Raw genomic sequence first — 25,989 nt, 5'->3', positions numbered from 1 at the left:
CATCACGTCATCGAATCGACCCTGCCGATTCTCACGTCCCAAAGCCACACACCGATTCTCCAGGCACACCCGCGCCAACCCCGCCCAGCCACGCCGAAACCGGCACACTAAATCAGCGGCGTCCTAGGCCGAGCCAACCCATTCGTCGGCGCCGTCGGCGAAGAACTGGTGTTTCCACACCGGTAACCGCGCCTTGATGGTGTCGACCAGCTGTGCGCAGGTAGCAAAGGCCGCGTGCCGATGGTCGGCGGCGACCGCGGCCACCAGGGCCGCCTCGCCGATCTGCAGGACACCGATCCGGTGGCTGGCCGCTACCGCACGCACCCCGCTGGACTGCTCGGCGACCTCGGCCACCACGTCGGCGAAGACCTGCGCGGCCGACGGGTGCGCGGAATATTCGAGCCGTAGCACGCCGCGTCCGCCGTCATGGTCGCGGACCGCGCCGACGAATCCGACGATGGCCCCGGCCGACTGGTGGCTCACCAGATCCTCGTGCTCGCTAAGAGAGATCAGCTGGTCGGTCAGCGCGGCGCGCAGCACCACAGCCATCAGCGCCGCTCCTCCTCATCGCTACGCTCTGCATCGTCGCCGGCGCGCGTCATCTCTGGTGATCTTCGCCCGCGAGTTGTTGCAGCGCGTGGTCGAGCACGCCGGCAAGCACCCCAAGGCCATCGCGCACCCCGCCGGGTGAACCCGGCAGGTTGACAATCAGGGTGCGGCCGGCCACGCCGCACACCCCGCGCGAGAGCACCGACGTCGGCACCTTCGGCAGGCCGGAGTGGCGGATGGCGTCGGCCAGCCCGGGGATCATGTAGTCCAGCACCGCCACCGTCTGGTCGGGGGTGCTGTCGGTGGGCGAGATGCCAGTGCCGCCAGAGGTGATGATCAGGTCGACTTTGGCGTCCAGCGCGTCATGCAGCGCCTCGCCGACCGGTCCGCCGTCGGCCACCACCACCGGCTCCACAGGCGAAAATCCTTGCTCTCCAAGCCATTCAGCAATGATCGGCCCACACTTATCGGTGTATTCACCGGCTGAGGCCCGGGTCGAGGCGATGATCACCTGCGCGGATCGGGCGGAGCTCATCGCCGCTCCCACGTTCCGGTCTTGCCGCCCTCTTTGCGGAGCACCCGAATGTCATCGAAGCGAGCGGCCGGGTCGACCGCCTTGATCATGTCGTAGAGCGTCAAAGCGGCCACGCTGACGGCTGTTAACGCCTCCATCTCCACTCCCGTCCGGTCGGTGCTGTGCACCGTCGCGGTGATCTCGACATCTGATTCGCCGACGGTGAAATCGACGTCGACCCCGGTGAGCGCCAGCTGGTGGCACAGCGGGATCAGGTCGCTGGTGCGTTTGGCCGCCAGAATGCCCGCCACCCGCGCGGTCGCCAGGGCGTCGCCTTTGGGCAGGCCGCCGGTCGAGATCAGCTCTACCACGCGCGCCGAGGTGCGCAAGGCGCCGGCGGCAACGGCGGTGCGCCGAGTGGCTTCCTTGGCGGTGACATCGACCATGTGCGCTGCCCCCCGCTCATCCAGATGCGACAACGGGCCCGAGCCGGATTCCGCTGATCCGCTGGCCGCAGTGGCCTTGGAGGCCCTGGCCATCCCGGCGGCTTACCTGTTGACGACGGTGACCGGGTGCACGTAGGGCAGGTCATCGGCGGGTACCGGGAACACCACCTCGCCGAAGGGCGATGACGCGCCCGTGCGGTCGGTCACCAGTTCGCTTACGGCGTGGTCGTCTGGATCCGTCGTCGGCCAGCCGGGGTCCACATACCTGGTTTTTTGCGCGTCGCTCTCAGCAATGTCAGCCACGGGGTCCATTCTTACAGGTCTCACATCCGCCCGTGACGCAAAGCTTGTGAGCGCCCGACTCTTGCTAGACGGCTCACTTGCCTACGCTGGTCAACATTGACGTCCTCTACCGGTTTAAACCGGTGGATTCCAACCCCGTCGATCCTAGGCAGCAGGAGAACTGAGTTGAGGTTCACGGTTTACAGACCGGCTAGTGCCGAGGTCTCCCCGTGCTGTCACCGCGCGTCCGGCGGCGATGTTGCGTGCGGCGTTGACGTCGGCATTGCACGGCCCCGCGTTGCAGGCGACGCACTGGAAAATCGCTTGGCTCTTGCGGTTTTCCGGCGCGACGTGCCCGCAGTAAGAGCACCGTTGCGACGTATAGGCTGCCGGGACGAATTCAAGCCGCCCCGAGGCTTTGTGCTGCAGCCGGGCCACCAGCCGTCCCCACCTTTGGCGGCTGATCTCGCGGTTGAGACCCCGTTTCTGCGCGACGCGGCTGCCCGGGCATTCACGAGTCCCGCGCGCCGAGCGAATCATCGCACGCACCCTCAAGTCCTCGACGCGGATGATCTCGAAGCGGCGCGCCACATCGGTGGTGGTCTTTTGCACCCAGTCACGGCGGCGATCTGTGTCGCGGGCGCACAACTTCGCGATGGCCAGCTTCGTTCGTGTCCGCCGGTGAGATCCGCGTTGCGCCCGGGCCAGACGCCGCTGCAACCGGCGCAGCCGCCGGGTTTCGCCAGCACGAAGACCAGGAGCATGCAGCAGCTCGCCGTTGGACAGCGCCACCGAGACGGCTACGCCGCGATCCACACCCACCACGCTGCCATCACCGGGTCCCGCGACAGGGTCAGGGATGACAGCAAACGCGATGTGCCAGCGCCCAGAGCGATGCAAGGTGACTCGGTAGGACTTCACGGTGTCAGGGATGGTGCGCGTCCAGCGGAAGCGCACCCAGCCGACCTTGGGTATCCACACCTGTCCATGGCGGCGGTTGAGCCGTTGGATGTGGCGCGGTTTGACCCCGACTTGCCGGAATCCTTCATGCGTGCCGGCCTTGCGCCACGTCGGGCGACGGTGGGTGCCGTGGAAAAAGTCGCGCAGCGCTTGGGCGAAGTCCCGCAGCGCTTGCTGCTGCACGGTCTGCGGCCCTGCTGCCAGCCAGGCGTATTCGGCTCGGGCCGCGGTCAGCTGGGCAGATTGCTCGTTGTAGCCGGGCGCGTGGCGGCCTGGCTGCCAGTGCCGCTGTTGCTCGACGGCAAGATTCCACACAAACCGAGCATGACGACAGTGTTCGGCCGATGCTGCCGCCTGGTCAAGGCTGGGAAGCAACCGGAACCTACCCATAGCAACTACCTAGGCAGCACCACCGACAACGCGCTGTAAGGAGGGAAGCGGCGTTTCCTCCCCTGGCTAACGCCAGGGGTTTCCACGCCACATTCTGATGACCGACAACAACACCCCGGACATCCCCCTGGGGTCATGGCTTGCCGACTTGCCCGACGAGCGGCTGATCCGGCTGCTGGAGCTGCGGCCAGACCTCGCCCAGCCGCCACCCGGCAGCATCGCCGCGCTGGCCGCGCGCGCTCAGGCCCGTCAATCGGTCAAAGCTGCCACCGACGACCTCGACTTCTTGCGGCTGGCCGTGCTCGACGCGCTGCTGGTCCTGCAGGGCGATGCGGCACCGGTGCCGACGACCAAGCTGCTGGCGCTGATCGGCGACGGTGCTCCCGAAGCGGACGTGGTCGGCGCGCTGGATGACCTCAGGCAACGCGCGCTGGCCTGGGGCGAGACCGCGGTGCAGGTGGCCGCGGACGCCGCCGCGGCGTTGCCGTGGCACGCGGGGCAGGTCACGCTCGAGGACGCCTCGCGCAGCGGCGAACAGATCGCTGACCTGATCGACGGGCTCAACCCGGCCCAACGCGACGTGCTGGAGAAATTGCTCGAAGGCTCCCCGATGGGGCGCACCCGTGACGCCGCGCCCGGCGCCGCGCCGGACCGGCCGGTGCCGCAACTGCTCGCGATGGGTCTGCTGCGACGGGTCGATGCGGAGACGGTGATCTTGCCCCGCCACGTCGGGCAGGTGCTGCGCGGCGAGCAGCCCGGCCCGATGCAACTGACGGCGCCCGACCCGATAATTTCGACCACCACGCCCGAGGACTGCGACGCCGCCGCGGCCGGATCCGTCATCGACCTGCTGCGCGAACTCGACGTGCTGCTCGAGATCCTCGGCGCCGCACCGGTTTCCGAGTTGCGCAGCGGCGGATTGGGAGTGCGCGACGTCAAACGGCTGGCCAAGACAACCGGCATCGACGAGCCGCGACTGGGCCTGATCCTCGAGGTCGCGGCGGCGGCCACCTTGATCGCCAGCGGCAAGCCCGACCCGGAACCAGCCACCGGCGACGCGCCTTATTGGGCGCCGACGGCGGCCGTCGAACGGTTCACCGCAATGTCGCCCGCCGAGCGATGGCACCTGCTGGCCAGCACCTGGCTCGACCTTCCAGGCCGGCCGGCGCTGATCGGCAGCCGTGGTCCGGACGCCAAACCTTATGGCGCGCTGTCCGATTCTCTGTACTCGACCGCGGCGCCCTTGGATCGCCGGCTGCTGCTCGGCATGCTCGCCGACTTGCCCACCGGCGCCGGCGTCGACGCGGCCTCGGCGTCGGCGGCGCTGATCTGGCGGCGCCCGCGATGGGCCCGGCGACTACAGCCGGGACCCGTCTCGGATCTGCTAACTGAGGCACATGCGCTGGGCTTGGTCGGTCGCGGGGCGATCGGCACGCCCGGCCGGGCACTGCTGAACGACCCCGGTGAACCCGCTGCCGCCGGTGCAGCGGTCGATGCGATGACGCACGCGATGCCCAAACCCATCGACCACTTCCTGCTGCAGGCCGACCTGACCGTCGTCGTGCCCGGCCCGCTACACCGCGGCCTCGCCGACGACCTGGCATCGGTCGCCACGGTCGAATCGGCCGGCGCGGCAATGGTGTACCGCATCAGCGAGCAGTCGATCCGGCATGCGCTCGACATCGGCAAGACCCGTGACTGGATGCATGCACTGTTCGCGAACCACTCTAAAACTCCAGTGCCACAGGGACTCACCTACCTCATCGATGATGTGGCGCGCCGGCACGGCCAGCTTCGGATCGGGGTCGCCACCTCGTTCGTGCGATGCGAGGATTCCGCGCTGCTGGCCCAGGCGGTGGCGGCCACCGAACAGCTGCAGTTGCGCGCCCTGGCTCCCACGGTGGCGGTGTCACCCGCACCGCTTTCCGAGGTGCTCGCGGCGCTGCGGAGCGCGGGCTTCGCCCCGGCCGCCGAGGATTCCTCCGGCGCGATCGTCGACGTCCGGATTCGCGGGGCCCGAGTGCCCACCCCGCAGCACCGGCGCTCTTACCGTTCCCCGCCGCGCCCCAGCGGCGAGACCCTCAACGCGGTTGTCGCGGTGCTGCGCAAGGTGACCGCCGCGCCGTTCGGCAATATCCGCGTCGACCCGGCGGTCACCATGTCGCTGCTGCAGCGCGCGGTAAAGGATGAGGCCACGCTGGTGATCGGATACCTCGACGCCGCCGGAGTGGCTACCCAGCGGGTGGTGTCGCCGATCGTCATACGCGGTGGCCAGCTGGTGGCCTTCGATTCGGCGTCCGGACGGCTGCGCGACTTCGCGATCCACCGCATCACGTCGGTGGTGTCGGCGAGCGACTGATAATGGATCCATGACCCGCGCCGGCGACGATGCAGAGCGCAGCGATGAGGAGGAGCGGCGCCATTGACCGACGGACCGTTGATCGTGCAGTCCGACAAGACGGTGCTGCTCGAAGTTGACCACGAGCTGGCCGGCGCCGCACGCGCCGCCATCGCACCGTTCGCCGAGCTGGAACGCGCGCCCGAGCACGTGCACACCTACCGCATCACACCGCTGGCGTTGTGGAACGCCCGCGCCGCCGGCCATGACGCCGAACAGGTCGTCGACGCGCTGGTCTCCTTTTCGCGCTACGCGGTGCCGCAGCCGCTGCTGGTCGACATCGTCGACACCATGGCCCGCTACGGCCGGCTGCAACTGGTCAAAAACCCGGCACACGGCCTGACGCTGGTAAGCCTGGACCGCGCGGTGCTCGAAGAGGTGTTGCGCAACAAGAAGATCGCACCCATGCTGGGTGCCCGCGTCGATGACGACACCGTGATCGTCCACCCCAGCGAACGCGGCCGGTTAAAGCAGCTGCTGCTCAAGATCGGTTGGCCCGCAGAGGATTTTGCTGGCTATGTAAACGGCGAAGCGCACCCGATCAGCCTGAAGCAGGACGGCTGGCACCTGCGCGATTACCAGCAGCTGGCGACGGACTCGTTCTGGTCCGGCGGCTCGGGGGTGGTGGTACTTCCGTGCGGCGCCGGTAAGACGCTGGTCGGCGCGGCCGCGATGGCGAAGGCCCAAGCGACGACGCTGATCCTGGTCACCAACATCGTCGCCGCCCGGCAGTGGAAGCGCGAGCTGGTCGCGCGCACCTCGCTGACCGAGGACGAGATCGGCGAATACTCCGGAGAACGCAAGGAAATCCGGCCCGTCACGATCTCCACCTACCAGATGATCACCCGCCGCAACAAGGGCGAGTATCGTCATTTGGAGCTCTTCGACAGCCGCGACTGGGGCCTGATCATCTACGACGAGGTGCATCTGTTGCCGGCGCCGGTGTTCCGGATGACCGCCGACCTGCAGTCCAAGCGGCGGCTGGGCCTGACCGCCACGTTGATCCGCGAAGACGGCCGCGAGGGTGACGTGTTCTCCCTGATCGGCCCGAAACGCTACGACGCGCCATGGAAGGACATCGAGGCGCAGGGCTGGATCGCGCCGGCGGAGTGCGTCGAAGTCCGGGTCACGATGACCGAAAGCGAGCGCATGATGTACGCCACCGCCGAACCCGAAGAGCGCTACCGGATTTGCTCGACGGTGCACACCAAAATCGCCGTGGTCAAGTCGATTCTGGAGAAGCACCCCGGCGAGCAAACCCTGGTGATCGGCGCCTACCTGGATCAGCTCGACGAACTCGGCACCGCACTGAACGCTCCGGTGATCCAAGGGTCAACGCGGACCAAAGAACGCGAAGCGCTATTCGACGCCTTCCGCCGCGGCGAAGTCTCCAGACTGGTGGTGTCCAAGGTCGCCAACTTCTCCATCGATCTGCCTGAAGCCAGTGTGGCGGTGCAGGTTTCGGGCACATTCGGCTCACGTCAGGAAGAGGCGCAACGGCTGGGCCGGTTGCTGCGGCCCAAGGCCGATGGCGGTGGCGCACTCTTTTATTCAGTGGTGGCCCGCGACAGCCTGGACGCCGAGTACGCCGCACACCGCCAGCGGTTCCTGGCCGAGCAGGGCTACGGCTACATCATCCGCGACGCCGACGACCTGCTGGGCCCGGCAATCTAACCGCGTGCAGACGCAAAATCGCCCTAAAACGTTGGGCGTTCAGGGCGATTTTGCGTCTGCTCGCGCTAACTAGAGCGACAGGATGGTCGCCGACGCGGTGCCGGGAGCCCCGTACACCTGAGCGAGGCCGACGCGCGGGTTGCCGGGCACCTGACGCTCGCCCGCCTCGGCGCGCAGCTGACGCACCAGCTCATGCATCTGCCGCAGGCCCGACGCGCCGATCGGCTCGCCGTTGGCAATCAGCCCGCCATCGGTGTTGACCGGAATCGAGCCGTGGATCTCGGTAGCGCCGTCGGCCACCAGTTTTTCTTGCTCGCCGTCGGCGCACAGGCCCGTCTCGGCCATGTGGATCACCTCGTTGCCGGCGTCGGTGTCCTGGAGTTGAGCCACGTCGACGTCCTCGGGTCCGATGCCGGCGGCCTCGTAGGCCGCCTTGGACGCGTACACCGTCGGGGAGACGTCGCCGTCCAACGGAGCGAAGGTGGCGTGCACCTCGTAGGCGCCGTAACGGCGGGTACGGATTTCGCAGGCACGCACATACACCGGCTTGTCGGTGTACTTGTGCGCGATGTCGGCCCGACACATGACGACCGCTGCGGCGCCTTCGTCGGGCGCGCAGAACATGTACTGCGTCAGCGGGTAGTTGAGCACCGGAGAATTGAGGATCTCTTCCTCGGGAATCGGCTTGCGGCGGAACGCATTCGGGTTCAGCGCACCGTTGCGGAAGTTCTTGGCGGCCACCTTGGCCAAGGTGGCTTGCGAGATGTTGTGGTCGTGCAAGTACTTGTTGGCCTTCATCCCGAAGAACTTGGTGGTGACGAACTGTCCGTTCTGCGCGTACCACTGCGGCAGTGCCAGCTTGGCGGGGTCGTCGGTGAACGCGCCACGCGGGTGCTTGTCCAAGCCGATGGCGATGCCGATGTCGTACTTGCCCAACCGGATGGTGTCGGCGGTCTGCTGAATGGCGCTGGCCGCGGTGGCGCACGCGTTGAAAACGTTGGTGAACGTGATGCCGGTCAGCCCGACCAGGCGGGTCACCGCGTCGGGGTTGGAAACCTCGTGGCTGCCACCGAAGCCGAATTGGATGTCCTTCCAACCCACACCGGCGTCCGTCAGCGCGGATTGGATGGCCTCGGCGCCCATCTGCATCGCGGTCTTGTCGAACCTGCCGAATGGGTGCAAGCCCACGCCGATGATGGCCACGTCGTTAGTCATCGCTTCGTCCTCTCGGACCTCGTTAAACCGGCTGGAACGCGAACGTGACGATCTCGTTGCCGTCGGCATCGGTGGTGAACGGCACCATCGTCAGCTCGACCTGCTGGCCGAACTGGATCTTGGCGGGATCGTTCTCGGTCAGCCGGCCCTCGACTCGGATCACGTCACCGAGCTGAACCAACCCCACCCCGAACGGCACGAAATCGTCGCCGGTCGGACCGGCATAGGGAGCGCCGGGCGGGAAGCCCTGGGTAGTCCAGGCCACCAGCGTTCCGCTGCGCGGCAACAACAACTCGCTCATCTCGCCGCCGCTGCAGCGCGGACACCACTGCTGCACCGGGAAGGTGGTGGCACCACAGCCGCCGCATCGACTGCCGATCAGCTGCGGGTTCTCATCGGGCCAGGTTGAGATGTCGGGGGCAAGTGCTTTCTGCATCGAGCGATCCTCCAACGATCATCTATTCGCCAACAGAATAGTGCTCACTGAACCGTATAACAGCCTTCCGAAAAGTGGAAATCCCATTCTCACTGCAAGGGCGTAACACTACTGCGTTATGTTGGCGACTATGCCGATCACGGTAATTCTCGAGCTCAAAGTGAAGCCTGAATCTGTGCGCGAAGCGCGAGAGGTCATGGGCCGGGCGCTGCAAGACACCCGGGCGTTCGACGGCAACCTTCGCACCGACGTGCTTGTCAACGAAGACGACGACGCGCACTGGGTCATCTACGAACTATGGGAGAGCGTCGAGCACGACGAGGCCTACCGCAAGTTCCGTGCCGGGGAAGGCCGTATCACTGAGCTCCCCCCGCTGCTGGCCGCGCCTCCCGTCAAAACGCGCTACGCCACCAGCGATATCTAGCTCAGAGCGGGAATCACTTCGCGTTCGAACAGCTCGATGCCGGAGCGGTCGTAGGCGGCCTCCGGGAAGTAGCAGATCGCGTAGTCGCACCCGAGGTCGCGGACTTTGCCGATCCGCTCGACCACCTGTTCCGGTGTGCCCGTCGTCGAATCCGGGCCGCTGCTTGCGGCGATCATCGAATCCAGCAGCGCGTCGGGCATATAGCCGGTAAGCCGGTCGCGGATCCGCTGCTGCCGGTCTTTGACGTCGGCGTCCGAGGTGCCGACGATCACGGTGAAGTTGGCCGAGCGCACGATGGCGTCGAAGTCGGTGCCCAGCTTGCTGCAGTGCTGTGCCAACACCTCGGACTTGTGCGCGAACTCCGCGAGCGCCGGTGTGAAGTTGCTGTACTGCGCGTATTTCGCGGCAATGCGCAGTGTCACCTTCTCGCCGCCGCCGGCGATCCAGAGCGGAATGCCATTGTCCTGCAGCGGCTTCGGAGCGACGATCGCGCCATCGACCCGGTAGTGCTTGCCGTCGAAGCTGACCTTGCCGTCGCGCCAGGCGTCCCGCATGATCTGCACGCCTTCGTCCAGCCGGGCCAGCCGCTCCCCGGCCGACGGAAAGCCGTACCCGTACGCGCGCCACTCGTGTTCGTACCAACCGCCGCCGATCCCCATCTGAATCCGGCCACCCGAGATGATGTCTGAGGTGGCCGCCACCTTGGCCAGGTAGACCGGATTGCGGTAGCTCATCGCCGTGCACATCTGGCCGAGCTTGATCCGCGACGTGACCGCGGCGTAGGCCGCCATCAACGACCATGCCTCGTGCGTGGCTTCGTCGCTCGGCAACGGGACGGTGTGGAAGTGGTCGTAGACCCACAGTGAGTCCCACGCGCTGGCATCGGCATAAGTCGCCAGGTCGCGCATCACCGCCCAGTGTTTCTCGGGTTCGATGCCTACCAGATCCATCCGCCAGCCCTGCGGAATGAAGAGACCAAAGCGCACAGTTAGGGAGCCTAACCCGCCCTCACAGCAGATCGATAGCAAGGGCCCAGGCTGCCGCTACGACGCAGCGATAACCATGATGCATGACAAACACACCGTCAACCGGTTCAACCGACACCCGGCATCGGCAAATCCGCACCGCGCACGCGATATTCGCCGGAGCTGCGACCATCGCGACGCTCGCGCTTTTCAGCGTCGCGCAACCGGCAAACGCCGAAGCCGGCGCTGCTCCCTTCGCCCCGCAGCCCGCGCAGACCGCACCGAGCACGGGTGGCGGCGGCCGCGTCGTCGCCGTCGACGACAACACCAACCCAAGCTCGGGCGACATCTTCACGCAAAACGCCCAGGACCAAAGCACCGCGTGACGCTGCGCACGAGAGTTTCTGCGCCAGCACCGATTTACCCGCGCCACCGCGGCCGAGGATGACGACGCGTTTCACACGCCCAGCGCCGCCAGCGCGGCTTCCACCGATTTCTTGCGCAACTGCTTGTAGGGCGTATCGGGGAATTGCAGGCAGCAGTCCTGCAGGCCACCGAACGCGACCACGGCGCGGGTGGACTGCGCCAGCGTCGGTCGCGCACCGAACACCAGCTTGCCGAGCCGGTCACGCCACGTCAGCACCTTGTCGATGAGGCCAAGATCGGCCAGCATCGTCAGTTCGGCCACCACCAGCACGAGGTCCTGACGGTGCCGGTAGTGGAAATCGAAATAGCCCTCCAGCAATTCGCGGGCGTCAGTGCGGCCCAGGTTCTCCTGGTCGGCGACGAATCGCTCGCCTTCCTCGATCAACGGCACCACGATGCTGCGCACCAAGTCTTCGCGCGAGGCGAAGTGGTAATAGAGCGCGGGTTTGGTGATCCCCAGCTCGTCCGCGATGTCCTGCAGGCTGGTGCGCTGCACACCTTGGCGGGCGAATAGGTCGCGAGCCACCTCTTGGATGCGCTGCCTGGTGCCCGACCGGGGCTTGGTCACGAGAAGAGCTTAACTGACTTACCGATAGGTAAGCAGTGTGTTAGGCTTACCTAACCTTCGAGAAGTCGGGGAGGTCATCGTGCGGATTCTCATCTCAGGGGCCAGCATCGCGGGCCCGGTACTGGCGTACTGGCTGACCCGGGACGGTTTCGACGTCACCGTCGTCGAGCGCGCGCCGCAACTGCGTAAAACCGGCGGCCACGCCGTCGACCTGTTCCGTCCGGCCATGGAGATCTCGGAAAAGATGGGTGTGCTGGGGCGGATCGAGGCGCTCGCCACCGGCACGGACAGGCTGACGATGTATCGCGAGGGCGTACCGCAACCGGCTCGCGTCGATCTCACCAAGGTCGTCGGGGGCATATCCGACCGGCACGTGGAGATCATGCGAGACGATCTCAGCGAGGTCTACTACGACGCCGGTCGCGACGACGTCGAGTACATCTTCGGCGACTCGATCACGGCCATCTCCGTCGACGCCGAGGTGACCTTCGAACACGCGGCGCCACGCAAGTTCGACCTAGTGATCGGCGCCGACGGGCTGCACTCGAACGTTCGGCGCTTGGTCTTCGGCGAGGACGCCGGACGCACCCGATTCCTCGGCGGATACCTCGCCGTGCAATCCGTGCCGAAAAAGCTTGCGCCTATTGGGGAGATGGTTGTTCATCTCGGCGCCGGCCGGCTCGCCGGGATCTACACGGCCCAGCCGTTGGACGACGCGCGTGCGTTGTTCATGTTCAAAAGCAAGGAAGAACTGCAGTACCACTACCGAGATGTGATGCGGCAGAAGGAATTACTGCGCACAGCGTTTGCCGGCAGGCATGCAATGGTGGACAGCTGGCTCGACGAGCTCGACCGCACACCGACGTTCTACTTCGACTCGATCACGCAGTTGCAGCTGGACACCTGGTCGCGCGGGCGAGTCACACTGGTCGGCGATGCCGGCTACTGCCCGGGGCCCGCGGTCGGTGGCAGCACCAGCATCGCGGTGCTGGGCGCATACATTCTGGCGGGTGAACTGGCACAAGCCAAGGGCGAATACACACACGCATTCGCGGCCTACGAGGCAGAGATGGGTGAACCGGTGCGTCGCAGCCGGGCCATGGCGCGCGGAATCGCCAAGGGGCTCATCCCGAACTCAAGAGCCGGAGTTTGGGCGTTGACCCGTGGCGCACAACTGATCTCGATGCTGCCCGCCAGCCTCACCAAGGCCGTCGCAAGGCTGAACACCAAGACCGTGCGGCTCTACGACTCGATGCAGTACAAGGAGTACAGCGCGCCTATGCCCTAACCGCAGCTAGGTCAGCGAGTCCGGCGGCAGGAAACGGTCGCCGTACTTGGCGGCCAGCTCGCGGGCCCGGGCCACGAAGGCTTGCTTGCCCGTACCAGCCGGACCGGAGTAGCCGACGATGAGCTGCGCGCTGCCGCCGGTCCACGGCGGGAACCCGATGCCCATGATCGACCCGATATTGGCGTCGGCCGTCGACGTCAGCACGCCCTCGTCGAGGCACTTCTGGGTTTCCAGCGCCTCGGCGAACAACATCCGGTCGATCATGTCCTGCAGCGGCGGCTCCGACGCGCCCGACTTGAACGTCTCTCGCAGGCCAGGCCACAGACCAGTCCGCTTGCCGTCGGGGTACTCGTAGAAGCCGGCGCCCTTGAGCCGACCGGAGCGGCCGAGCTCGATCATCTTCTCGACGACGGCTTCGGCCGGGTGCGGCTCGTAAGTGCCGCCGGCGTCTTCGACGCCTTTACGGGTGGCAGTGGCGATCTTGTGCATCAGCTCCAGGTTGAGCTCGTCGGACAGCTGCAGCGGCGGTGCCGGGTAGCCGGCCTGCGAGCCGGCCTGCTCGATGCTGGCCGGCTCGACGCCCTCGCCGAGCATCGCCAGCGCCTCGTTGACGAAGGTCCCGATGACCCGCGAGGTGAAGAAGCCGCGGCTGTCGTTGACCACGATCGGGGTCTTTCCGATGGCCAGGGTGTAGTCGAACACCCGGGCCAGCGCCTCGTCAGATGTCTTCTTGCCCTTGATGATTTCCACCAGCGGCATCTTGTCGACCGGCGAGAAGAAGTGGATCCCGATGAAGTCCTCTTCGCGCTTGACACCGGTGGCCAGGCCGGTGATCGGCAGCGTGGAGGTATTGGAACCCAGCACCGCGTTGGGCTCGACAACGTCTTCGATCTCCTGGAACACCTTGTGCTTGAGGTCCTGGTTCTCGAACACCGCCTCGATCACGAAGTCGACGCCCTTCAAATCAGCGGGGTCGGCCGTCGGGGTGATCCGCGCGAGCAGCGCCTTCGACTTCTCCTCGGTGGTACGCCCGCGCTCCAGCGCCTTGGCCTCCAGCTTCTCGGAGTAGCCCTTGCCTTTGGCGGCGGCTTCCGCGCTCACGTCCTTGAGCACCACGTCGTAGCCGGCTTTGGCCGAGACGTAGGCGATGCCGGCGCCCATCATGCCGGCACCGAGCACACCGATCTTGTTGATCGGGGTCTGGTCGATGCCGTCGGGCCGCGACCCACCGTTGTTGATGGTCTGCAGGTCGAAGAAGAAAGCCTGAATCATGTTCTTGGACACCTGGCCGGTGACCAACGTGGTGAAGTAACGGCTCTCGATGCGGCTGGCGGTGTCGAAGTCGACCTGCGCGCCCTCGACCGCCGCGGCCAAGATGGCCTTCGGCGCCGGCATCGGCGCGCCCTTGAGCTGTTTGCGCAGCAGCGCCGGGAACGACGGCAGGATGGCCGCCAGCCCCGGCGATGACGGGGTTCCGCCCGGCATCTTGTAACCCTTTTTGTCCCAAGGCTGCTCGTGCGAGTCCGGGTTGGCCTTGATCCACGCCTTGGCGGCGGGCACCAATTCCTCGACTGTCGGCAGCAATTCGTCGATCAGACCGAGTTCCTTGGCCTTGGCCGGCTTGAACCGGGTGCCCTGCGACAGGATGTTGACGAAGGCGTTTTGGATGCCGAACATGCGCACCGTGCGGGTGACTCCACCGGCACCGGGCAGCAGGCCCAGTGTTGCCTCGGGGAAACCGAACTGCGATCCCTTCACGTCGGCCGCGATGCGGTGATGGCAGGCCAGTGCGATCTCCAAGCCACCGCCGAGCGCGGCGCCGTTGAGTGCCGCCACCACCGGCTTGCCCAAGGTCTCGAGCGTGCGCAGCTGCCTCTTGACGTTCTCGACCAGATCGAAGGCCTCGCCGGCGTTCTCAGGCCCGATCTGGATCATGCTCTTGACATCACCGCCGGCGAAGAAGGTCTTCTTCGCGCTGGTGATCACCACGCCGGTGATCGAATCCTGCTCGGCGACAATGCGGTCCACCGCCTTGCCCATCGATTCGATGTAGGCCTCGTTCATGACGTTGGCGGACCCCGACGGGTCGTCCATGGTCAGCGTGACGATGCCGTCGGCATCCTTGTCCCACTGAATCGTATTGTCGGCCATGTGCTTAAACCCTCTCGATGATCGTCGCGACGCCCATGCCGCCGCCGATACACAGCGTGACGAGCGCACGCCGGGCGTTGCGGCGCTCCAGTTCGTCGACCATGGTCCCGAGGATCATGGCGCCGGTGGCCCCCAGCGGGTGGCCCATCGCGATGGCGCCGCCGTTGACGTTGAGCTTCTCGTCGGGGATGTTCAGGTCCTTCTGGAACTTCAGCACCACCGAGGCGAAAGCCTCGTTGAGCTCGAACAGGTCGATGTCATCAACGCTCAGCCCGGCACGGTCCAGCACCTTCTTGGTGGCCGGAGTCGGACCGGTCAGCATGATGACCGGGTCGGCCCCGCTGGTGGCGGTGGCCACGATGCGGGCGCGCGGGGTCAGGCCTTGAGATTTGCCTGCGGCCTCGGAGCCGATCATGACCAGCGCCGCGCCGTCGACAATGCCGGAGCTGTTGCCGCCGGTGTGGACGTGGTTGATCTTTTCGATCCAGTGGTACTTCTGCAGCGCGACGTCGTCGAAACCGCCCATGGCCGCCAGACCCTCGAAGGCCGGCTTCAACTTGCCAAGGCCCTCCTTGGTGGTGTCGGGCCGCATGTGCTCGTCGTGGTCCAGAATCAGCAGACCGTTCTGGTCGCGGACCGGGACCACGGACTTGGCGAAGTAGCCACCCGACCATGCCTCGGCGGCCTTCTCCTGGCTGCGCAGCGCGTAGTTGTCGACGTCGTCGCGGGAGAAGCCTTCGGTGGTGGCGATCAGGTCGGCGCCGATGCCCTGCGGGACGAACATGACGTCGTAGTTGGTGGCCGGGTCGAGGCCCATCGCGCCGCCGTCGGATCCCATCGGCACGCGGCTCATCGACTCCACACCGCCGGCCAGCACCAGGTCGTCCCAGCCGGAGCGCACCTTCTGCGCGGCGGTGTTCACGGCCTCGAGGCCCGAGGCGCAGAACCGGTTGAGCTGCACACCGCCGGAGGTGACGGGCATGCCGGAGGCCAGCACCGCGGCGCGGGCGATGTCGCCGCCCTGGTCGCCGACGGGTGAGACGCAGCCCAGGATGACATCGCTGATCAGGTTCTCGTCGAGGTCGGGATTGCGCTTGCGCAACTCCTCGATCAGGCCGACAACCAGGTTCAGTGGCTTGACTTCGTTCAGCGCGCCGTTCTTCTGCTTGCCCCGCGGTGTGCGGATGGCCTCGTAGACAAAGGCTTCTTCGGACATATCGGCTTCCTTGTTCGCCAAAAATGGGGTGTTAGATCCGTGTTACACCCTAACAGCGCCCCCGGCCAACCTGTTGGTTGGGAATAATAGTGCTGGTCAATGCTCCGAACGTGAAGCCAGCCGCACGTTCCCTGCCCAGCGTGAAGCTGGCTTCACGTTCGGCCAGGGCGACTCTTAAGCTCGACCACCATGACGGTGTCGCGGCTGCAGCCCTACGCGACCACGGTGTTCGCCGAGATGTCGGCGCTGGCCGCGCGCATCGGCGCGGTCAACCTCGGGCAAGGCTTTCCCGACGAGGACGGCCCGCCGGAAATGCTCAAAGCCGCCCAAGACGCCATCGCCGATGGCGTCAACCAGTACCCGCCGGGGTTGGGCATCGCGCCGCTACGCGACGCCATCGCCGCCCAGCGCAACCGCCACTACGGAATCCAATACGACCCCGACACCGAGGCGCTGGTGACGGTCGGGGCCACCGAGGCCATCGCCTCGGCGGTGCTCGGCCTGGTCGAACCCGGCTCGGAGGTACTACTCATCGAGCCGTTCTACGAGTCCTACTCGCCGGTTGTTGCGATGGCCGGCGCACACCGGGTGGCCGTGCCCCTGGTCCCCGACGGCCGCTGCTTCGCACTGGACACCGACGCATTGCGCAAGGCGGTGACCCCGCGCACGAAAGCGCTGATCGTCAACTCCCCCCACAACCCGACCGGCACCGTGCTCACCAAGGCGGAGCTGGCAGCCATCGCTGAGATCGCCTTAGCCGCAGACCTTTTGGTTATCACCGATGAGGTCTATGAGCACCTGGTGTTTGACGATCGTCACCACCTACCGCTGGCTGCCTTCGACGGCATGGCCGACCGCACGGTCACCATCTCCAGCGCCGCCAAGATGTTCAATTGCACCGGCTGGAAGATCGGATGGGCTTGCGGCCCGGCCAAACTCATCGCCGGGGTTCGCGCGGCCAAGCAGTATCTGAGTTACGTCGGGGGCGCGCCATTTCAACCGGCGGTGGCCCTGGCGCTGGACACCCAGGACGCTTGGGTGGCCGCGCTTCGGCGCTGTTTGCAGGACAGGCGCGATCGATTGGCGTCTGGGCTGGCCGACATCGGCTTCGCCGTGCACGATAGCTACGGCACGTACTTCCTGTGCGCCGATCCGCGTCCGCTGGGCTACGACGACAGCGCGGCATTCTGTGCGAGGCTGCCCGAAAAAGTCGGGGTGGCGGCGATCCCGATGTCAGCGTTCTGCGCTCCGCAAGCACCCCACGCCGCGAAGCAAGCCCATGCGTGGAATCACTTGGTGCGCTTCACCTTCTGCAAACGCGACGACACCCTCGATGAGGCGATCACGCGACTGTCCGCGCTAAAGGACGGCCCGGTTACTTAGACGTTCTCCGAGCGGTCGCGACTCATGACGAAATCCCGCAGGCCCTCAGTCGCGGATCGCAACACCCGCCCGCGCGCCCGGTTCACCAGAAACTCCGGCAGCGGCGCCGACGGTTCCAGGGTGATGTCGAAACGCAGCCGCGTCCTGTTCTCTCCCTCGCGCCGCAGCGTGTACTCGACGTGCTGGCCGTGCTGTTGCATCGTCTTCTGCACATCCCACACCATCCAGTCAGGCCCCCAGTGGAATTCGAGCACTTCCTGGTCGACGATTCCGAGCACCTTGACGGTGACTTTGACGTGGTGCGGCCGGCCGTCGGGATAGGTGTCGATCAGTTCGGCCTTTTTGTGCACCGAAGACCACAGCGGCACCGCGCTGATATCGGCGAGCGCGTCGAGAATCACTTCCGGCGGCGCATCAATGATGATTTCTCGTGATGCTTGTACGGCCACTATGCGAAAGCTGCACTCGACAAACGATCAGTCCTCCCCGTGCCGGACAACCGTCTTATTCGCGACCCATTCGCGCAACCCCTCCGTGGCGGCATCCAACACCATCTTGGTCGCACGCTTGACGATAAAAGCCGGAACTGGCCCCGCCGGTTCGACGGTGACGTCGAAATGCACTCGGCTCTTATCGACACCCTCGGGATGAACCCGGTACTCGATGTGCTGACCACGCTGCTGGAACGTGTCTTTCGCGTCGTATACCACCCAGTCCGGGCCCCAGTGATATTCCAGAATCTCGTTATCGACGAGCCCCATGATTTTGATGGTGGCCTTGACGTGGTGGGGCCGGCCGTCCGGGTAGCGGTCGAGCACTTCGACTTTCTTGTGCAGCGGAGACCACTCCAATATGACGCCAACATCCCCTAGCGCCTCCATGATCACGTCCGGCGGCGCATCGATCACAATTTCCCGCGATGCTTGTACAGCCACTCATCCCAAGCTAGCAACGCGGCCCTCTTCGCGGGCCATGTTGGCTCAAATAGTTTGTTACCAGCCTATTTCGTTAATCGGCGTGGTGGCCGCCGGCGGCGGCCCGACGGGTCCGGCGGGTGTTCGGGAGAACCGCGGAGCGGGTGCGGCCTGCTCGACGCCGTAGGCGGTGATCACCGTCGACCGTGCGTTCAGATGATCGTTGGCGGCGGCTTCGCCCCACGTCAACACCGGAGTGACGCATGCGTCGGTGCCGGCGAAAACCTGTGTCCACTCGTCACGGGTCCGGCTGGCGAACCGCTCGGTGAAGAGGTAATGCATCCGCGGGTACGACCCGACGTCGAGCTGGTTCGGCACATCGGCGGCGGACAGGCCGAGCCCGGCCAGCAGCTGTGCGAAGAACTGCGGCTCGATGGCGCCGACGGCCATGTACTTGCCGTCTGAGGTCTCATAACAGCGATAGAACGGGGCGCCACCATCGAGCAGGAATGACTCGCGCTCGTCGCGCAGGCTGCCGATGCCCTTCATGGTCCACATCATCTGGGCGAGCACACTGACCCCGTCGACCATCGCCGCGTCGACGACCTGACCCTTGCCGGAGCGCTCCCGTTCGTAGAGCGCGGCGACGATGCCCAGCAGTACCAGCATGGAGCCGCCGCCGAAGTCGGCGACCAGGTTCAGCGGCGGCATCGGCGGCCGATCGCGGTACCCAAGCGCCGAGAGGGCACCGGTCTGCGACAAGTAGTTGATGTCGTGGCCTGCTGTCGGGGCCAGTGGCCCGTCCTGTCCCCAACCGGTAATGCGCGCAAAGATCAGCCGCGGGTTGACCGCCGCGCAGTCATCGGGACCGATGCCGAGCCGCTCGCAGGTGCCGGGCCGGAAACAATCGAGCAGCACGTCGGCCTTGGCGGCCAGCTCCAGCAGCGCCCCCGGCTGCGTCTTGACGTCCAGGTCGACGATCCGCTTGCCGCGGTGCATCAGGTCGCGGTTCTCGGACGGCATCGCGACGCCTGCTCGGTGGCGACCCGCTTCGCCCGGCTCCGCCGCGCTCGCGATCGCCACGGCGCCCGGCCGGCGCACCCGCACCACGTCGGCGCCCAGGTCGGCAAGCACCATTCCCGCGTGTGGCCCGGGTCCGATGCCGCCGAGCTCGATCACCCGCACCCCGGCCAGGGGGCCCGCGCCGGCCACGGGCTCCTACTTACCCTTCTTCACCTGCAGCACCCGCTTTCGCAGTTCCTGGGTTGCGGCATCCATCGTGCCCCTGACGGCACGCTTGAGCACGAAGCCGGGCAGCGGAACATTCGGGTCGACGGTCACCTCGAACTTGACCAGCGTCGCCTCTCCTTTGGTGCCACCCTGTGGCACGAGAATGTACTTGCCGTCCTGCGACTTCTGCTGGGCGGAACTGACCAGCGTCCAGCTCACCTCGTTGCCGCTCCACGTATAGGCCACCACCTGTTCGTCGGTGATGCCCGCCGTTTTGACCTTCATCTTCACTTGGTTGGGTCGGCCGTCACCTCCGGTGTCGAGTACTTCTGCGCTCTGGTGCGGCCCCGACCATTCGGGCATCGCTTCGAAATCGGCGATGACGTCCAGAATCTCGCCGGGGCTGGCTTCGATGACGATCTCGCGGGATTCTTTGATTGCCATGGCCCGCACGATAGGCCAATCGGCGTCCGGCCGGGAGAGGTTTGCACCAAGCGTACCGTCGTCTTCGTGACTGATCCCCTGCCTGATCCCGTCTACACGGTTGGTGACTATCTGCTGGACCGTCTCGCCGAACTCGGCGTCTCCGAGATCTTCGGTGTGCCCGGTGACTACAACCTGGAATTCCTTGACCACATCGTCGCTCACCGCTCCATTCGGTGGGTTGGCAGCGCTAACGAGCTGAACGCCGGCTACGCCGCCGATGGCTACGGCCGGTTACGCGGAATGTCAGCTGTGGTAACGACATTCGGTGTCGGTGAACTCTCGGCTGCCAATGCGATCGCCGGCAGCTACGCCGAGCACGTGCCGGTCGTTCACATCGTCGGCGGCCCCACCAAAGACGCCCAGGGCACGCGCCGGGCGCTGCACCACTCGCTCGGTGACGGAGACTTCGAGCACTTCTTCCGGATCAGCCGCGAAATCACTTGTGCTCAAGCCAATCTCATGCCGGCGACGGCCTGCAGAGAGATTGACCGGGTGCTGTCCGAGGTACGCGAGCACAAGCTGCCCGGATACATATTGCTGTCCTCCGACGTGGCGCGCTTCCCCACCGAACCCCCCGGTGCCCCGTTGCCGCGCTTCACCGGCGGCACCAGCCCGCGCGCGCTGGCGATGTTCATCGAAGCCGCCACCGGACTCATCGCCGACCATCAGCTGACCGTGCTCGCCGACTTGTTGGTGCATCGCTTGCAGGCGGTCAAGGAGCTCGAGGATTTGCTGGCGGCCGACGTGGTGCCACACGCCACGTTGATGTGGGGCAAGAGCCTGCTCGACGAGAGCTCGCCCACCTTCCTGGGTATCTACGCCGGGGCGGCCAGTGCCCAACGGGTACGCACCGCGATCGAAGAGGCGCCCGTGCTGGTGACCGCGGGGGTGGTGTTCACCGACATGGTGAGCGGCTTTTTCAGTCAGCGGATCGACCCGGCCCGAACCATCGATGTGGGGCAGTACCAAAGCAGTGTGGCCGGTGAAGTGTTCGCGCCGCTGGAAATGGGCGCGGCGCTAGAGGCACTGGCCGACATCCTCAAGCGGCGCGGGATCGATTCACCACCCGTGGCGTCGCCGGCCAACAACCCACCCGTGCAGACGCCGGCACGGGATCAGCCGCTGACCCAGGAGATGGTGTGGAACAGGCTTTGCGCGGCACTCACCCCCGGCAACGTGGTGCTCGCGGATCAGGGGACCTCGTTCTACGGAATGGCGGACCACCGGTTGCCCAACGGTGTCACCTTCATCGGCCAACCATTGTGGGGCTCAATCGGTTACACGCTACCTGCGGCGGTCGGGGCCGGGGTGGCGCATCCGGATCGCAGGACGGTGTTGCTGATCGGCGATGGCGCCGCGCAACTGACCGTCCAGGAACTCGGCACCTTCTCCCGCGAGGGGCTGTCGCCCGTCATCGTGGTGGTCAACAACGACGGCTACACCGTCGAACGGGCAATCCACGGAAAGACGGCACCCTACAACGACATTGTCGGCTGGCGATGGACCGAGATTCCCAACGCGCTGGGAGTGGCCAATCACCTTGCGTTCCGGGCGGATACCTACGGCGACCTCGACGACGCCTTCACCGCGGCCGCGCAGCATCAGGACCGCATGGTGCTCGTCGAGGTGGTCTTGCCGCGGCTCGAGATCCCGCCCCTGCTAGCCCAACTCGTGGGACCCATGGCGCCGCCGGGTGGCAGCACGCGCGGGCCGGCCTAAACCGGACGGGCCGATCGATCCTGGCGCGACGACCCGATGATCGCCCTGACGGTACGCCGGCAGCGCCCGCAGTCGGCGCCCGCCCCGCAGGCCTGGGCGACGTCCTTGGTCGTCGATGCGCCAGCCGCGATGGCCTCGCCCACCATCTGACTGGTGATTCCGTTACACAGGCACACCCACATCGAGCGAGCCACTCAGTCCTGCTCGACGCGCATCATGTCGAACATGCGGCCGACGAACAGCGGCGGATAGGCACCCACTCCGGCCCTGGTCATCCACTGGGCGGCGGCGTCGGGATGGTCGATCCAGTGCCTGGCTGCCTCCTCGTCGGAGAACTCCGACAAGATCAACACTTCCCGCTCATCATCGAAAGCCTGGAAAACCCACATCTTTCGGACACCTGCTGCGGCAAACCTGTCGATCGCACCGTGGACTCCGGCGGTGACGTTCGACACGTCGTCGACGGAAGCGATGGCGGCGACCACGACCCCCGGCGCCTGTTGATGCAACTGTGGCTCCGCGACGAAGCGGTCGATGATCTCACCGGCGAAGACCGCAGGGATGTCGTCGACGCCGGCGGCGTCGAACCAGTCGAAGAAGACCCGCGAGCGCAGCAGCTCCACGATCGGCTCACGGCTGTGCACCCCGATCATCACCAGCACGCGGCCGTGCTCGTGCGTTGACGTGTAGACCAGAACGTGGTGGGCGCCGATGTCGGCCAGGGCCGCTTTGTTGCGCTCCAGCAGCGGCCACACCCGGGTCGGATCCGGGACGCGATAGTCCGATGCGATCACCATCGAGTGAATGTCGTTGGTCATCGGCGCGCGTCTACAACGGAGTGAAGGACGAAATGAGCCATTTCCCGCCAGCCCTATTCAGCGTGACCAGCACGCTGCTGTTGCTCAGCGCCGGCTCCGGCCGATCCTTGCTCTGCGTGCTTTGGTTGACGAACAACAGCACGACGGCCGAATCCGGGTGGAATTCTGACAGGGCGGCGCGAAGCACTACCGCGGTTGTCTTCAGGGACTTCTGCTTGGCGGCCGGGGCGACGATCTGCGAAGTGAATTGGTCGTAATAGGACAAGAAGTCGCCGGTCAAATGTGACTTCGCGGAAGAAAAGTCGCGGTCCAGAGTGTCGGGGGAATAAGACAAGACCGCGACCGCTCCCTCGCTTGCGGCCGAGATCGCCGCCTTGGCAGCCGCGTCATTGGTCGCACGGTCCGGTTCGTGCCAGAAGTAGTGCAGTCCGCCCAGCAACCCCACCGACGCCACCACCAGCAACGCCACCAAAGCGGGAATGATCTTTCCGGACGACCGCTTCTTCAGCCGCGCGGCAACGCGCCTCACCCTATTGGGCGCCGCGCCGTCGGCAGCATCGATATCCTCGGCATCCTCAACGCTCTCAACGGGTTCGGCCTCTGGCGTTTCCTCGGTGGCCGCGGTCTCGTCGATTTCAGCCGTCTCTTCAACCGATGTTTCATCTGCGGTCACGGTACAAACTCGACTTTCGAAATTTTGAGCTGGTCACCGCCGCGTGCGACTGTCACGATGAGCCGGTAACTACGTGGATCTTGCTTGGCGCCAGCCGCATTGGTGACCTCCGAGGTAGAGGCAACCAGCACCACCGCTGAATTGTCAGTCATGGTGTCTAAGTCCACCGCGGCGGACTGAACAGTGCCCTGCGAAACCACCTTCGACTGCTCGACGACTTTGGTGAAATCGTCGGCCATCTTGACGAAATCGTCCTTGAACGAGCCGGTGGAGTTGTCGAGGATGCGCTGCACGCCTTGCTTGGCGTTGTTGAAGTCCAGCGACGTCAACGTCACGATGCCCTGGCGTGCCGCGGCGGCGAACTCAGCAACACGTTGACGCTTCCGGACCGCATCGTGGTGCTCCTTGATCATGTAACCGCTGCCCGCCAGGGCGGCGACGATGATCAGGATGGCTACGGCTGGGGCAATAGTGGACCATTTGGGACGGCGGCGCAGACGGCGCATCCGTCCAAGCCCCAACGGCTTTTCCTCCGTCGCAGCCTCTTCGGGCGAGACCTTGACGTCAGATTCCTCGTCGGGTGCTTCTGCCGGTTCCGAGGCGTCGTCAACCGCAACTTCTTCGGTTTCCGTCGCCTCGTCTGCCTCGTCTTGTTTCTCGCTCTGGACGGTCTCAGGCGCATCCGCCTCTTCTTCTTCGGTCGCCTCTACTTCTGCGGCCGCTGCTTCGGTGACCGGTGAGGCTGAAACTTCTGCCGTTTTTTCCGCGGCGGCTGCTGCGTGTTCAATGAGGTCGGCTTGTCGGCGCAATTGAATGGCACGCGCGCGGGCCCGGGCGGCAGCGGCGAGAGCTTCGGCTTCCGCGGCCTCCGCCTCGGCCTGTTCGGCCAGCGCCAGCATGTCCGCGGCAGTAGTGGGTGTCTCGTCCTCGTTCACCGGAACCGTTTCCGTGTCAGCGGCAGATTGGCGGACGCCGCCACTCACCGTTCACCAGCCCGACAAAGCGGCTGCTCGTGCTTCAATGTGGAACTCCTCTACCGCTTGCCCGTCGCACCGCGGGCGTCGCCGTTGCGCCACCCTACTCGGCATATACAAGAGTGTGCGAGCACATCAGCGGCACACGACCCCTTGTGTATCAATATGTATCGATTTTGTGTCGATAGCCCGTGAGAGCCACGTTATCACCGCTCGCTGAGGAGAAACCTGAGGCATCGCTCCGTCGGGTGGGAAATACTGTACAAGCTGTGGAAATGGTGTTCTCGTTTCGTGCATAGATTCAGCGCAGGAGGTTCTTGACAACCTTGCCGGTGGCGTTGAGCGGGAGCGCGTCGAGAAACTGCACCGAGCGCGGCACCTTGAAGCCGGCCATCCGATCCCGGCACCAGCCGATCAGTTCGTCGGCGTCGATGGGACCTTTGCTCACAATGAACGCCTTGCCCACTTGGCCGAGCCGCTCGTCGGGAACGCCGATGACCGCCGCCTGCGCGACGGCCGGGTGGCTCAGCAGGAAGCCTTCGATTTCGGCCGGGTAGGCGTTGAAGCCGCCGACGATGAACATGTCCTTCTTGCGGCCGACGATGCGCAGCCGCCCGGTATCGGTGAATTTCCCCAGGTCTCCGGTGTGCAGCCAGCCGTCGGGGTCGATCGCCTGCGCGGTCGCCGCCGGGTCGTCGAGGTAGCCCTGCATGACGCCGTAGCCGCGGACCAGCACCTCGCCGTCGTCGGCGATGCGCACCTCGACCCCGTCGCAGGGCACGCCCGCGGTGGTGGCGACATCCTCGAAGGAGTCGCCGGGCAGGGACAGGGTGACGTTGCCGGCCTCGGTGAGCCCGTAACCGGTCATCAACGTCTGGAACGGCAGTTCACCGTGGATGCGGCGGACCAGTTCGACGGGAATGTCGGCGGCGCCGGTCACGCCCGCCCGCAAAGTCGACAGCTTGGACTTGTCGCGAACCGTCAGCAACGAGTGATACAGCGTCGGCGGGCCGGGCAGCATCGTAATGCGTTCGCGTTCAATGAGATCGACCACCGTGTCGACGTCGAAAACCGCGACCGGCAGCATCGTCGCGCCGCGCAGGAAGGAGGTGATCAGTCCCGCCTTCAAGCCGAACGTGTGGAAGTAGGGGTTGATCTGCAAATAGCGGTCACCCTCGCGCAGGTCCGCCAGCCTCGCCCACTCCTCGTACATCCGCAGCGTCTGGTGATGGTTCATCATCGCGCCCTTCGGGCGGCCGGTGGTGCCCGAGGTGAAGATGATGTCTGCGATGTCGCTGCCGTTCACCGCCCGCTCGAACGATGAACCGCTGGAAAGGAAATCGGATTTCAGGTCGATGACCGGTATGCCCGCGGGCGCGATGTAGTCCTGATCCAGGAACCCCTTTTGCGCCAGGACAACCTTGGCTCCGCTGCGGACGATGATGTCGCCCGCCTCGTCGGTCTTGAATCGGGTGTTGACCGGCACGAGCACGCCACCTGCGGTCAGCAGCCCGAACGCCGCGATGATCCACTCGGCCGAGTTGGGCGCCCAGATGGCGACCCGATCGCCCTTGTCGATTCCCAGATCAGCGAATGCTCCTGCGGCGCAACGTATCCGCCGGACAAGTTCGATGAATGTCAAGCGCAGCGGACCGTCGACGACCGCTTCCGCGTCGCCAAAGCGGTCCGCCGCGCTCAAGACCAACTCGGGGATGGTCCGCCAGGTTTGCGTGAACGTCACACGGAGACGAGCCGAGCGAGGTTGCCGCCCATGATCTTTGCTTGGTCGTCGATGGGCAGGTGCGACAGCGCGTTGATGTAGAACGTCGGCTCCGCCAGCCCTTCCGGGTGCGGCCAGTCCGAGCCGTACAGCACCTGATCCACACCGAC

Annotated in this window: 28 protein-coding genes; 7 read left to right on the top strand and 21 right to left on the bottom strand. The window is 65.7% G+C overall.

Annotated elements, in window-relative coordinates; genetic code table 11:
• Positions 1-123: 123 nt before the first annotated feature.
• The 5 genes from ACLP9N_RS30540 to ACLP9N_RS30520 form a co-directional block, all read right to left on the bottom strand.
• A complete protein-coding gene (locus ACLP9N_RS30540) occupies positions 124-549 on the bottom strand; it encodes a molybdenum cofactor biosynthesis protein MoaE (RefSeq protein ID WP_442410873.1) in 426 nt (141 codons plus the stop codon).
• Positions 550-598: 49 nt separating this feature from the next.
• Complete coding sequence (locus ACLP9N_RS30535) at positions 599-1,084, bottom strand: MogA/MoaB family molybdenum cofactor biosynthesis protein (RefSeq protein WP_442410872.1); 486 nt, start codon at positions 1,082-1,084, stop codon at positions 599-601.
• Positions 1,081-1,602, bottom strand: coding sequence for a cyclic pyranopterin monophosphate synthase MoaC (gene moaC / locus ACLP9N_RS30530; RefSeq protein WP_442410871.1), 522 nt, complete (start codon positions 1,600-1,602; stop codon positions 1,081-1,083). The genes ACLP9N_RS30535 and moaC overlap by 4 nt, the downstream gene beginning before the upstream one ends.
• Before the next feature lie 9 nt (positions 1,603-1,611).
• Entirely contained in the window at positions 1,612-1,812 is a 201-nt protein-coding gene (locus tag ACLP9N_RS30525) for a hypothetical protein (protein ID WP_442410870.1), read from the bottom strand.
• 144 nt (positions 1,813-1,956) lie between these two features.
• Positions 1,957-3,141 carry an RNA-guided endonuclease InsQ/TnpB family protein gene (locus ACLP9N_RS30520; RefSeq protein WP_442410869.1) on the bottom strand — a complete coding sequence of 395 codons (1,185 nt, stop codon included), beginning with the start codon at positions 3,139-3,141 and terminating at the stop codon, positions 1,957-1,959.
• A 97-nt stretch (positions 3,142-3,238) separates the two neighbouring features.
• On the opposite strand from ACLP9N_RS30520, the gene ACLP9N_RS30515 reads away from it, so the two are divergent.
• Together ACLP9N_RS30515 and ACLP9N_RS30510 are read left to right on the top strand one after the other, a co-directional pair.
• Positions 3,239-5,500 (top strand): helicase-associated domain-containing protein, encoded by a 2,262-nt coding sequence (locus ACLP9N_RS30515; RefSeq protein ID WP_442410868.1) that lies wholly within the window; start codon positions 3,239-3,241, stop codon positions 5,498-5,500.
• A 63-nt stretch (positions 5,501-5,563) separates the two neighbouring features.
• Positions 5,564-7,213 carry a DNA repair helicase XPB gene (locus ACLP9N_RS30510; RefSeq protein ID WP_442410867.1) on the top strand — a complete coding sequence of 550 codons (1,650 nt, stop codon included), beginning with the start codon at positions 5,564-5,566 and terminating at the stop codon, positions 7,211-7,213.
• 69 nt (positions 7,214-7,282) lie between these two features.
• On the opposite strand, the gene ACLP9N_RS30505 is transcribed toward ACLP9N_RS30510, so the two are convergent.
• Both ACLP9N_RS30505 and ACLP9N_RS30500 read right to left on the bottom strand, forming a co-directional pair.
• The gene (locus tag ACLP9N_RS30505) at positions 7,283-8,428 is read right to left on the bottom strand and encodes a thiolase family protein (protein ID WP_442410866.1); all 1,146 of its coding nucleotides are present in this window, start codon (positions 8,426-8,428) and stop codon (positions 7,283-7,285) included.
• Between the two features lie 22 nt (positions 8,429-8,450).
• Positions 8,451-8,864, bottom strand: coding sequence for a Zn-ribbon domain-containing OB-fold protein (locus ACLP9N_RS30500; protein WP_442410865.1), 414 nt, complete (start codon positions 8,862-8,864; stop codon positions 8,451-8,453).
• Between the two features lie 130 nt (positions 8,865-8,994).
• On the opposite strand from ACLP9N_RS30500, the gene ACLP9N_RS30495 reads away from it, so the two are divergent.
• Positions 8,995-9,288: a putative quinol monooxygenase gene (locus tag ACLP9N_RS30495; RefSeq protein WP_442410864.1), complete on the top strand. Its 294-nt coding sequence runs from the start codon at positions 8,995-8,997 to the stop codon at positions 9,286-9,288.
• Here ACLP9N_RS30495 and ACLP9N_RS30490 read toward each other — a convergent pair.
• Complete coding sequence (locus ACLP9N_RS30490) at positions 9,285-10,274, bottom strand: LLM class F420-dependent oxidoreductase (RefSeq protein WP_442410863.1); 990 nt, start codon at positions 10,272-10,274, stop codon at positions 9,285-9,287. The genes ACLP9N_RS30495 and ACLP9N_RS30490 overlap by 4 nt on opposite strands.
• An 83-nt stretch (positions 10,275-10,357) precedes the next feature.
• Between ACLP9N_RS30490 and ACLP9N_RS30485 the strand changes: the two genes are divergently transcribed.
• On the top strand, positions 10,358-10,639 hold the full coding sequence (locus ACLP9N_RS30485; protein WP_442410862.1) for a hypothetical protein: 282 nt from the start codon (positions 10,358-10,360) through the stop codon (positions 10,637-10,639).
• A 71-nt stretch (positions 10,640-10,710) separates the two neighbouring features.
• Here the strand turns inward: ACLP9N_RS30485 and ACLP9N_RS30480 are convergent, their stop codons facing one another.
• On the bottom strand, positions 10,711-11,247 hold the full coding sequence (locus ACLP9N_RS30480) for a TetR/AcrR family transcriptional regulator (RefSeq protein ID WP_442410861.1): 537 nt from the start codon (positions 11,245-11,247) through the stop codon (positions 10,711-10,713).
• A 79-nt stretch (positions 11,248-11,326) separates the two neighbouring features.
• Between ACLP9N_RS30480 and ACLP9N_RS30475 the strand changes: the two genes are divergently transcribed.
• Positions 11,327-12,535 carry an FAD-dependent monooxygenase gene (locus tag ACLP9N_RS30475; RefSeq protein ID WP_442410860.1) on the top strand — a complete coding sequence of 403 codons (1,209 nt, stop codon included), beginning with the start codon at positions 11,327-11,329 and terminating at the stop codon, positions 12,533-12,535.
• Between the two features lie 6 nt (positions 12,536-12,541).
• Here ACLP9N_RS30475 and ACLP9N_RS30470 read toward each other — a convergent pair whose 3' ends face one another.
• Positions 12,542-14,686 carry a 3-hydroxyacyl-CoA dehydrogenase NAD-binding domain-containing protein gene (locus ACLP9N_RS30470; protein WP_442410859.1) on the bottom strand — a complete coding sequence of 715 codons (2,145 nt, stop codon included), beginning with the start codon at positions 14,684-14,686 and terminating at the stop codon, positions 12,542-12,544.
• A 4-nt stretch (positions 14,687-14,690) separates the two neighbouring features.
• Positions 14,691-15,902 carry an acetyl-CoA C-acetyltransferase gene (locus tag ACLP9N_RS30465; RefSeq protein WP_442410858.1) on the bottom strand — a complete coding sequence of 404 codons (1,212 nt, stop codon included), beginning with the start codon at positions 15,900-15,902 and terminating at the stop codon, positions 14,691-14,693.
• Between the two features lie 189 nt (positions 15,903-16,091).
• Between ACLP9N_RS30465 and ACLP9N_RS30460 the strand changes: the two genes are divergently transcribed.
• On the top strand, positions 16,092-17,285 hold the full coding sequence (locus ACLP9N_RS30460; RefSeq protein WP_442410857.1) for a pyridoxal phosphate-dependent aminotransferase: 1,194 nt from the start codon (positions 16,092-16,094) through the stop codon (positions 17,283-17,285).
• Here the strand turns inward: ACLP9N_RS30460 and ACLP9N_RS30455 are convergent.
• From ACLP9N_RS30455 to ACLP9N_RS30440, 4 genes are read right to left on the bottom strand one after another with little or no spacing between them, the layout of a single operon-like run.
• Positions 17,282-17,734, bottom strand: coding sequence for an SRPBCC family protein (locus ACLP9N_RS30455; protein WP_442410856.1), 453 nt, complete (start codon positions 17,732-17,734; stop codon positions 17,282-17,284). The two genes, ACLP9N_RS30460 and ACLP9N_RS30455, sit on opposite strands and share 4 nt — an antisense overlap.
• 27 nt (positions 17,735-17,761) lie before the next feature.
• Positions 17,762-18,220 (bottom strand): SRPBCC family protein, encoded by a 459-nt coding sequence (locus ACLP9N_RS30450; protein WP_442410855.1) that lies wholly within the window; start codon positions 18,218-18,220, stop codon positions 17,762-17,764.
• A gap of 57 nt (positions 18,221-18,277) precedes the next feature.
• Positions 18,278-19,411, bottom strand: coding sequence for a CaiB/BaiF CoA transferase family protein (locus ACLP9N_RS30445; RefSeq protein WP_442410854.1), 1,134 nt, complete (start codon positions 19,409-19,411; stop codon positions 18,278-18,280).
• A gap of 6 nt (positions 19,412-19,417) precedes the next feature.
• Positions 19,418-19,873, bottom strand: a complete 456-nt coding sequence (locus ACLP9N_RS30440; RefSeq protein WP_442410853.1) for an SRPBCC family protein — start codon at positions 19,871-19,873, stop codon at positions 19,418-19,420.
• A gap of 66 nt (positions 19,874-19,939) precedes the next feature.
• Here ACLP9N_RS30440 and ACLP9N_RS30435 point away from each other — a divergent pair, with 66 nt between their 5' ends.
• Positions 19,940-21,634 (top strand): alpha-keto acid decarboxylase family protein, encoded by a 1,695-nt coding sequence (locus tag ACLP9N_RS30435; protein ID WP_442410852.1) that lies wholly within the window; start codon positions 19,940-19,942, stop codon positions 21,632-21,634.
• Here ACLP9N_RS30435 and ACLP9N_RS30430 read toward each other — a convergent pair.
• The 6 genes from ACLP9N_RS30430 to ACLP9N_RS30405 form a co-directional block, all read right to left on the bottom strand.
• Positions 21,631-21,816: a (2Fe-2S)-binding protein gene (locus ACLP9N_RS30430; RefSeq protein WP_442410876.1), complete on the bottom strand. Its 186-nt coding sequence runs from the start codon at positions 21,814-21,816 to the stop codon at positions 21,631-21,633. The two genes, ACLP9N_RS30435 and ACLP9N_RS30430, sit on opposite strands and share 4 nt — an antisense overlap.
• Positions 21,817-21,828: 12 nt before the next feature.
• Entirely contained in the window at positions 21,829-22,452 is a 624-nt protein-coding gene (locus ACLP9N_RS30425) for a fatty-acid--CoA ligase (protein ID WP_442410851.1), read from the bottom strand.
• A gap of 10 nt (positions 22,453-22,462) precedes the next feature.
• Positions 22,463-23,086 (bottom strand): twin-arginine translocation pathway signal, encoded by a 624-nt coding sequence (locus tag ACLP9N_RS30420; protein ID WP_442410875.1) that lies wholly within the window; start codon positions 23,084-23,086, stop codon positions 22,463-22,465.
• Positions 23,087-23,121: 35 nt separating this feature from the next.
• A complete protein-coding gene (locus ACLP9N_RS30415; RefSeq protein WP_442410850.1) occupies positions 23,122-24,060 on the bottom strand; it encodes a hypothetical protein in 939 nt (312 codons plus the stop codon).
• A gap of 340 nt (positions 24,061-24,400) precedes the next feature.
• Positions 24,401-25,840, bottom strand: coding sequence for a FadD3 family acyl-CoA ligase (locus tag ACLP9N_RS30410; RefSeq protein WP_442410849.1), 1,440 nt, complete (start codon positions 25,838-25,840; stop codon positions 24,401-24,403).
• The coding region (locus ACLP9N_RS30405) for an amidohydrolase family protein (RefSeq protein ID WP_442410874.1) at positions 25,837-25,989 on the bottom strand (153 nt) is incomplete at its 5' end. The genes ACLP9N_RS30410 and ACLP9N_RS30405, both read right to left, overlap by 4 nt.

It is taken from the genome of Mycobacterium sp., from assembly GCF_052144515.1.
Classification (GTDB): Bacteria; Actinomycetota; Actinomycetes; order Mycobacteriales; family Mycobacteriaceae; genus Mycobacterium.
The sequence above is the reverse complement of the archived record's forward strand: the minus strand, read 5'-3'. Positions and strand labels throughout refer to the sequence as shown.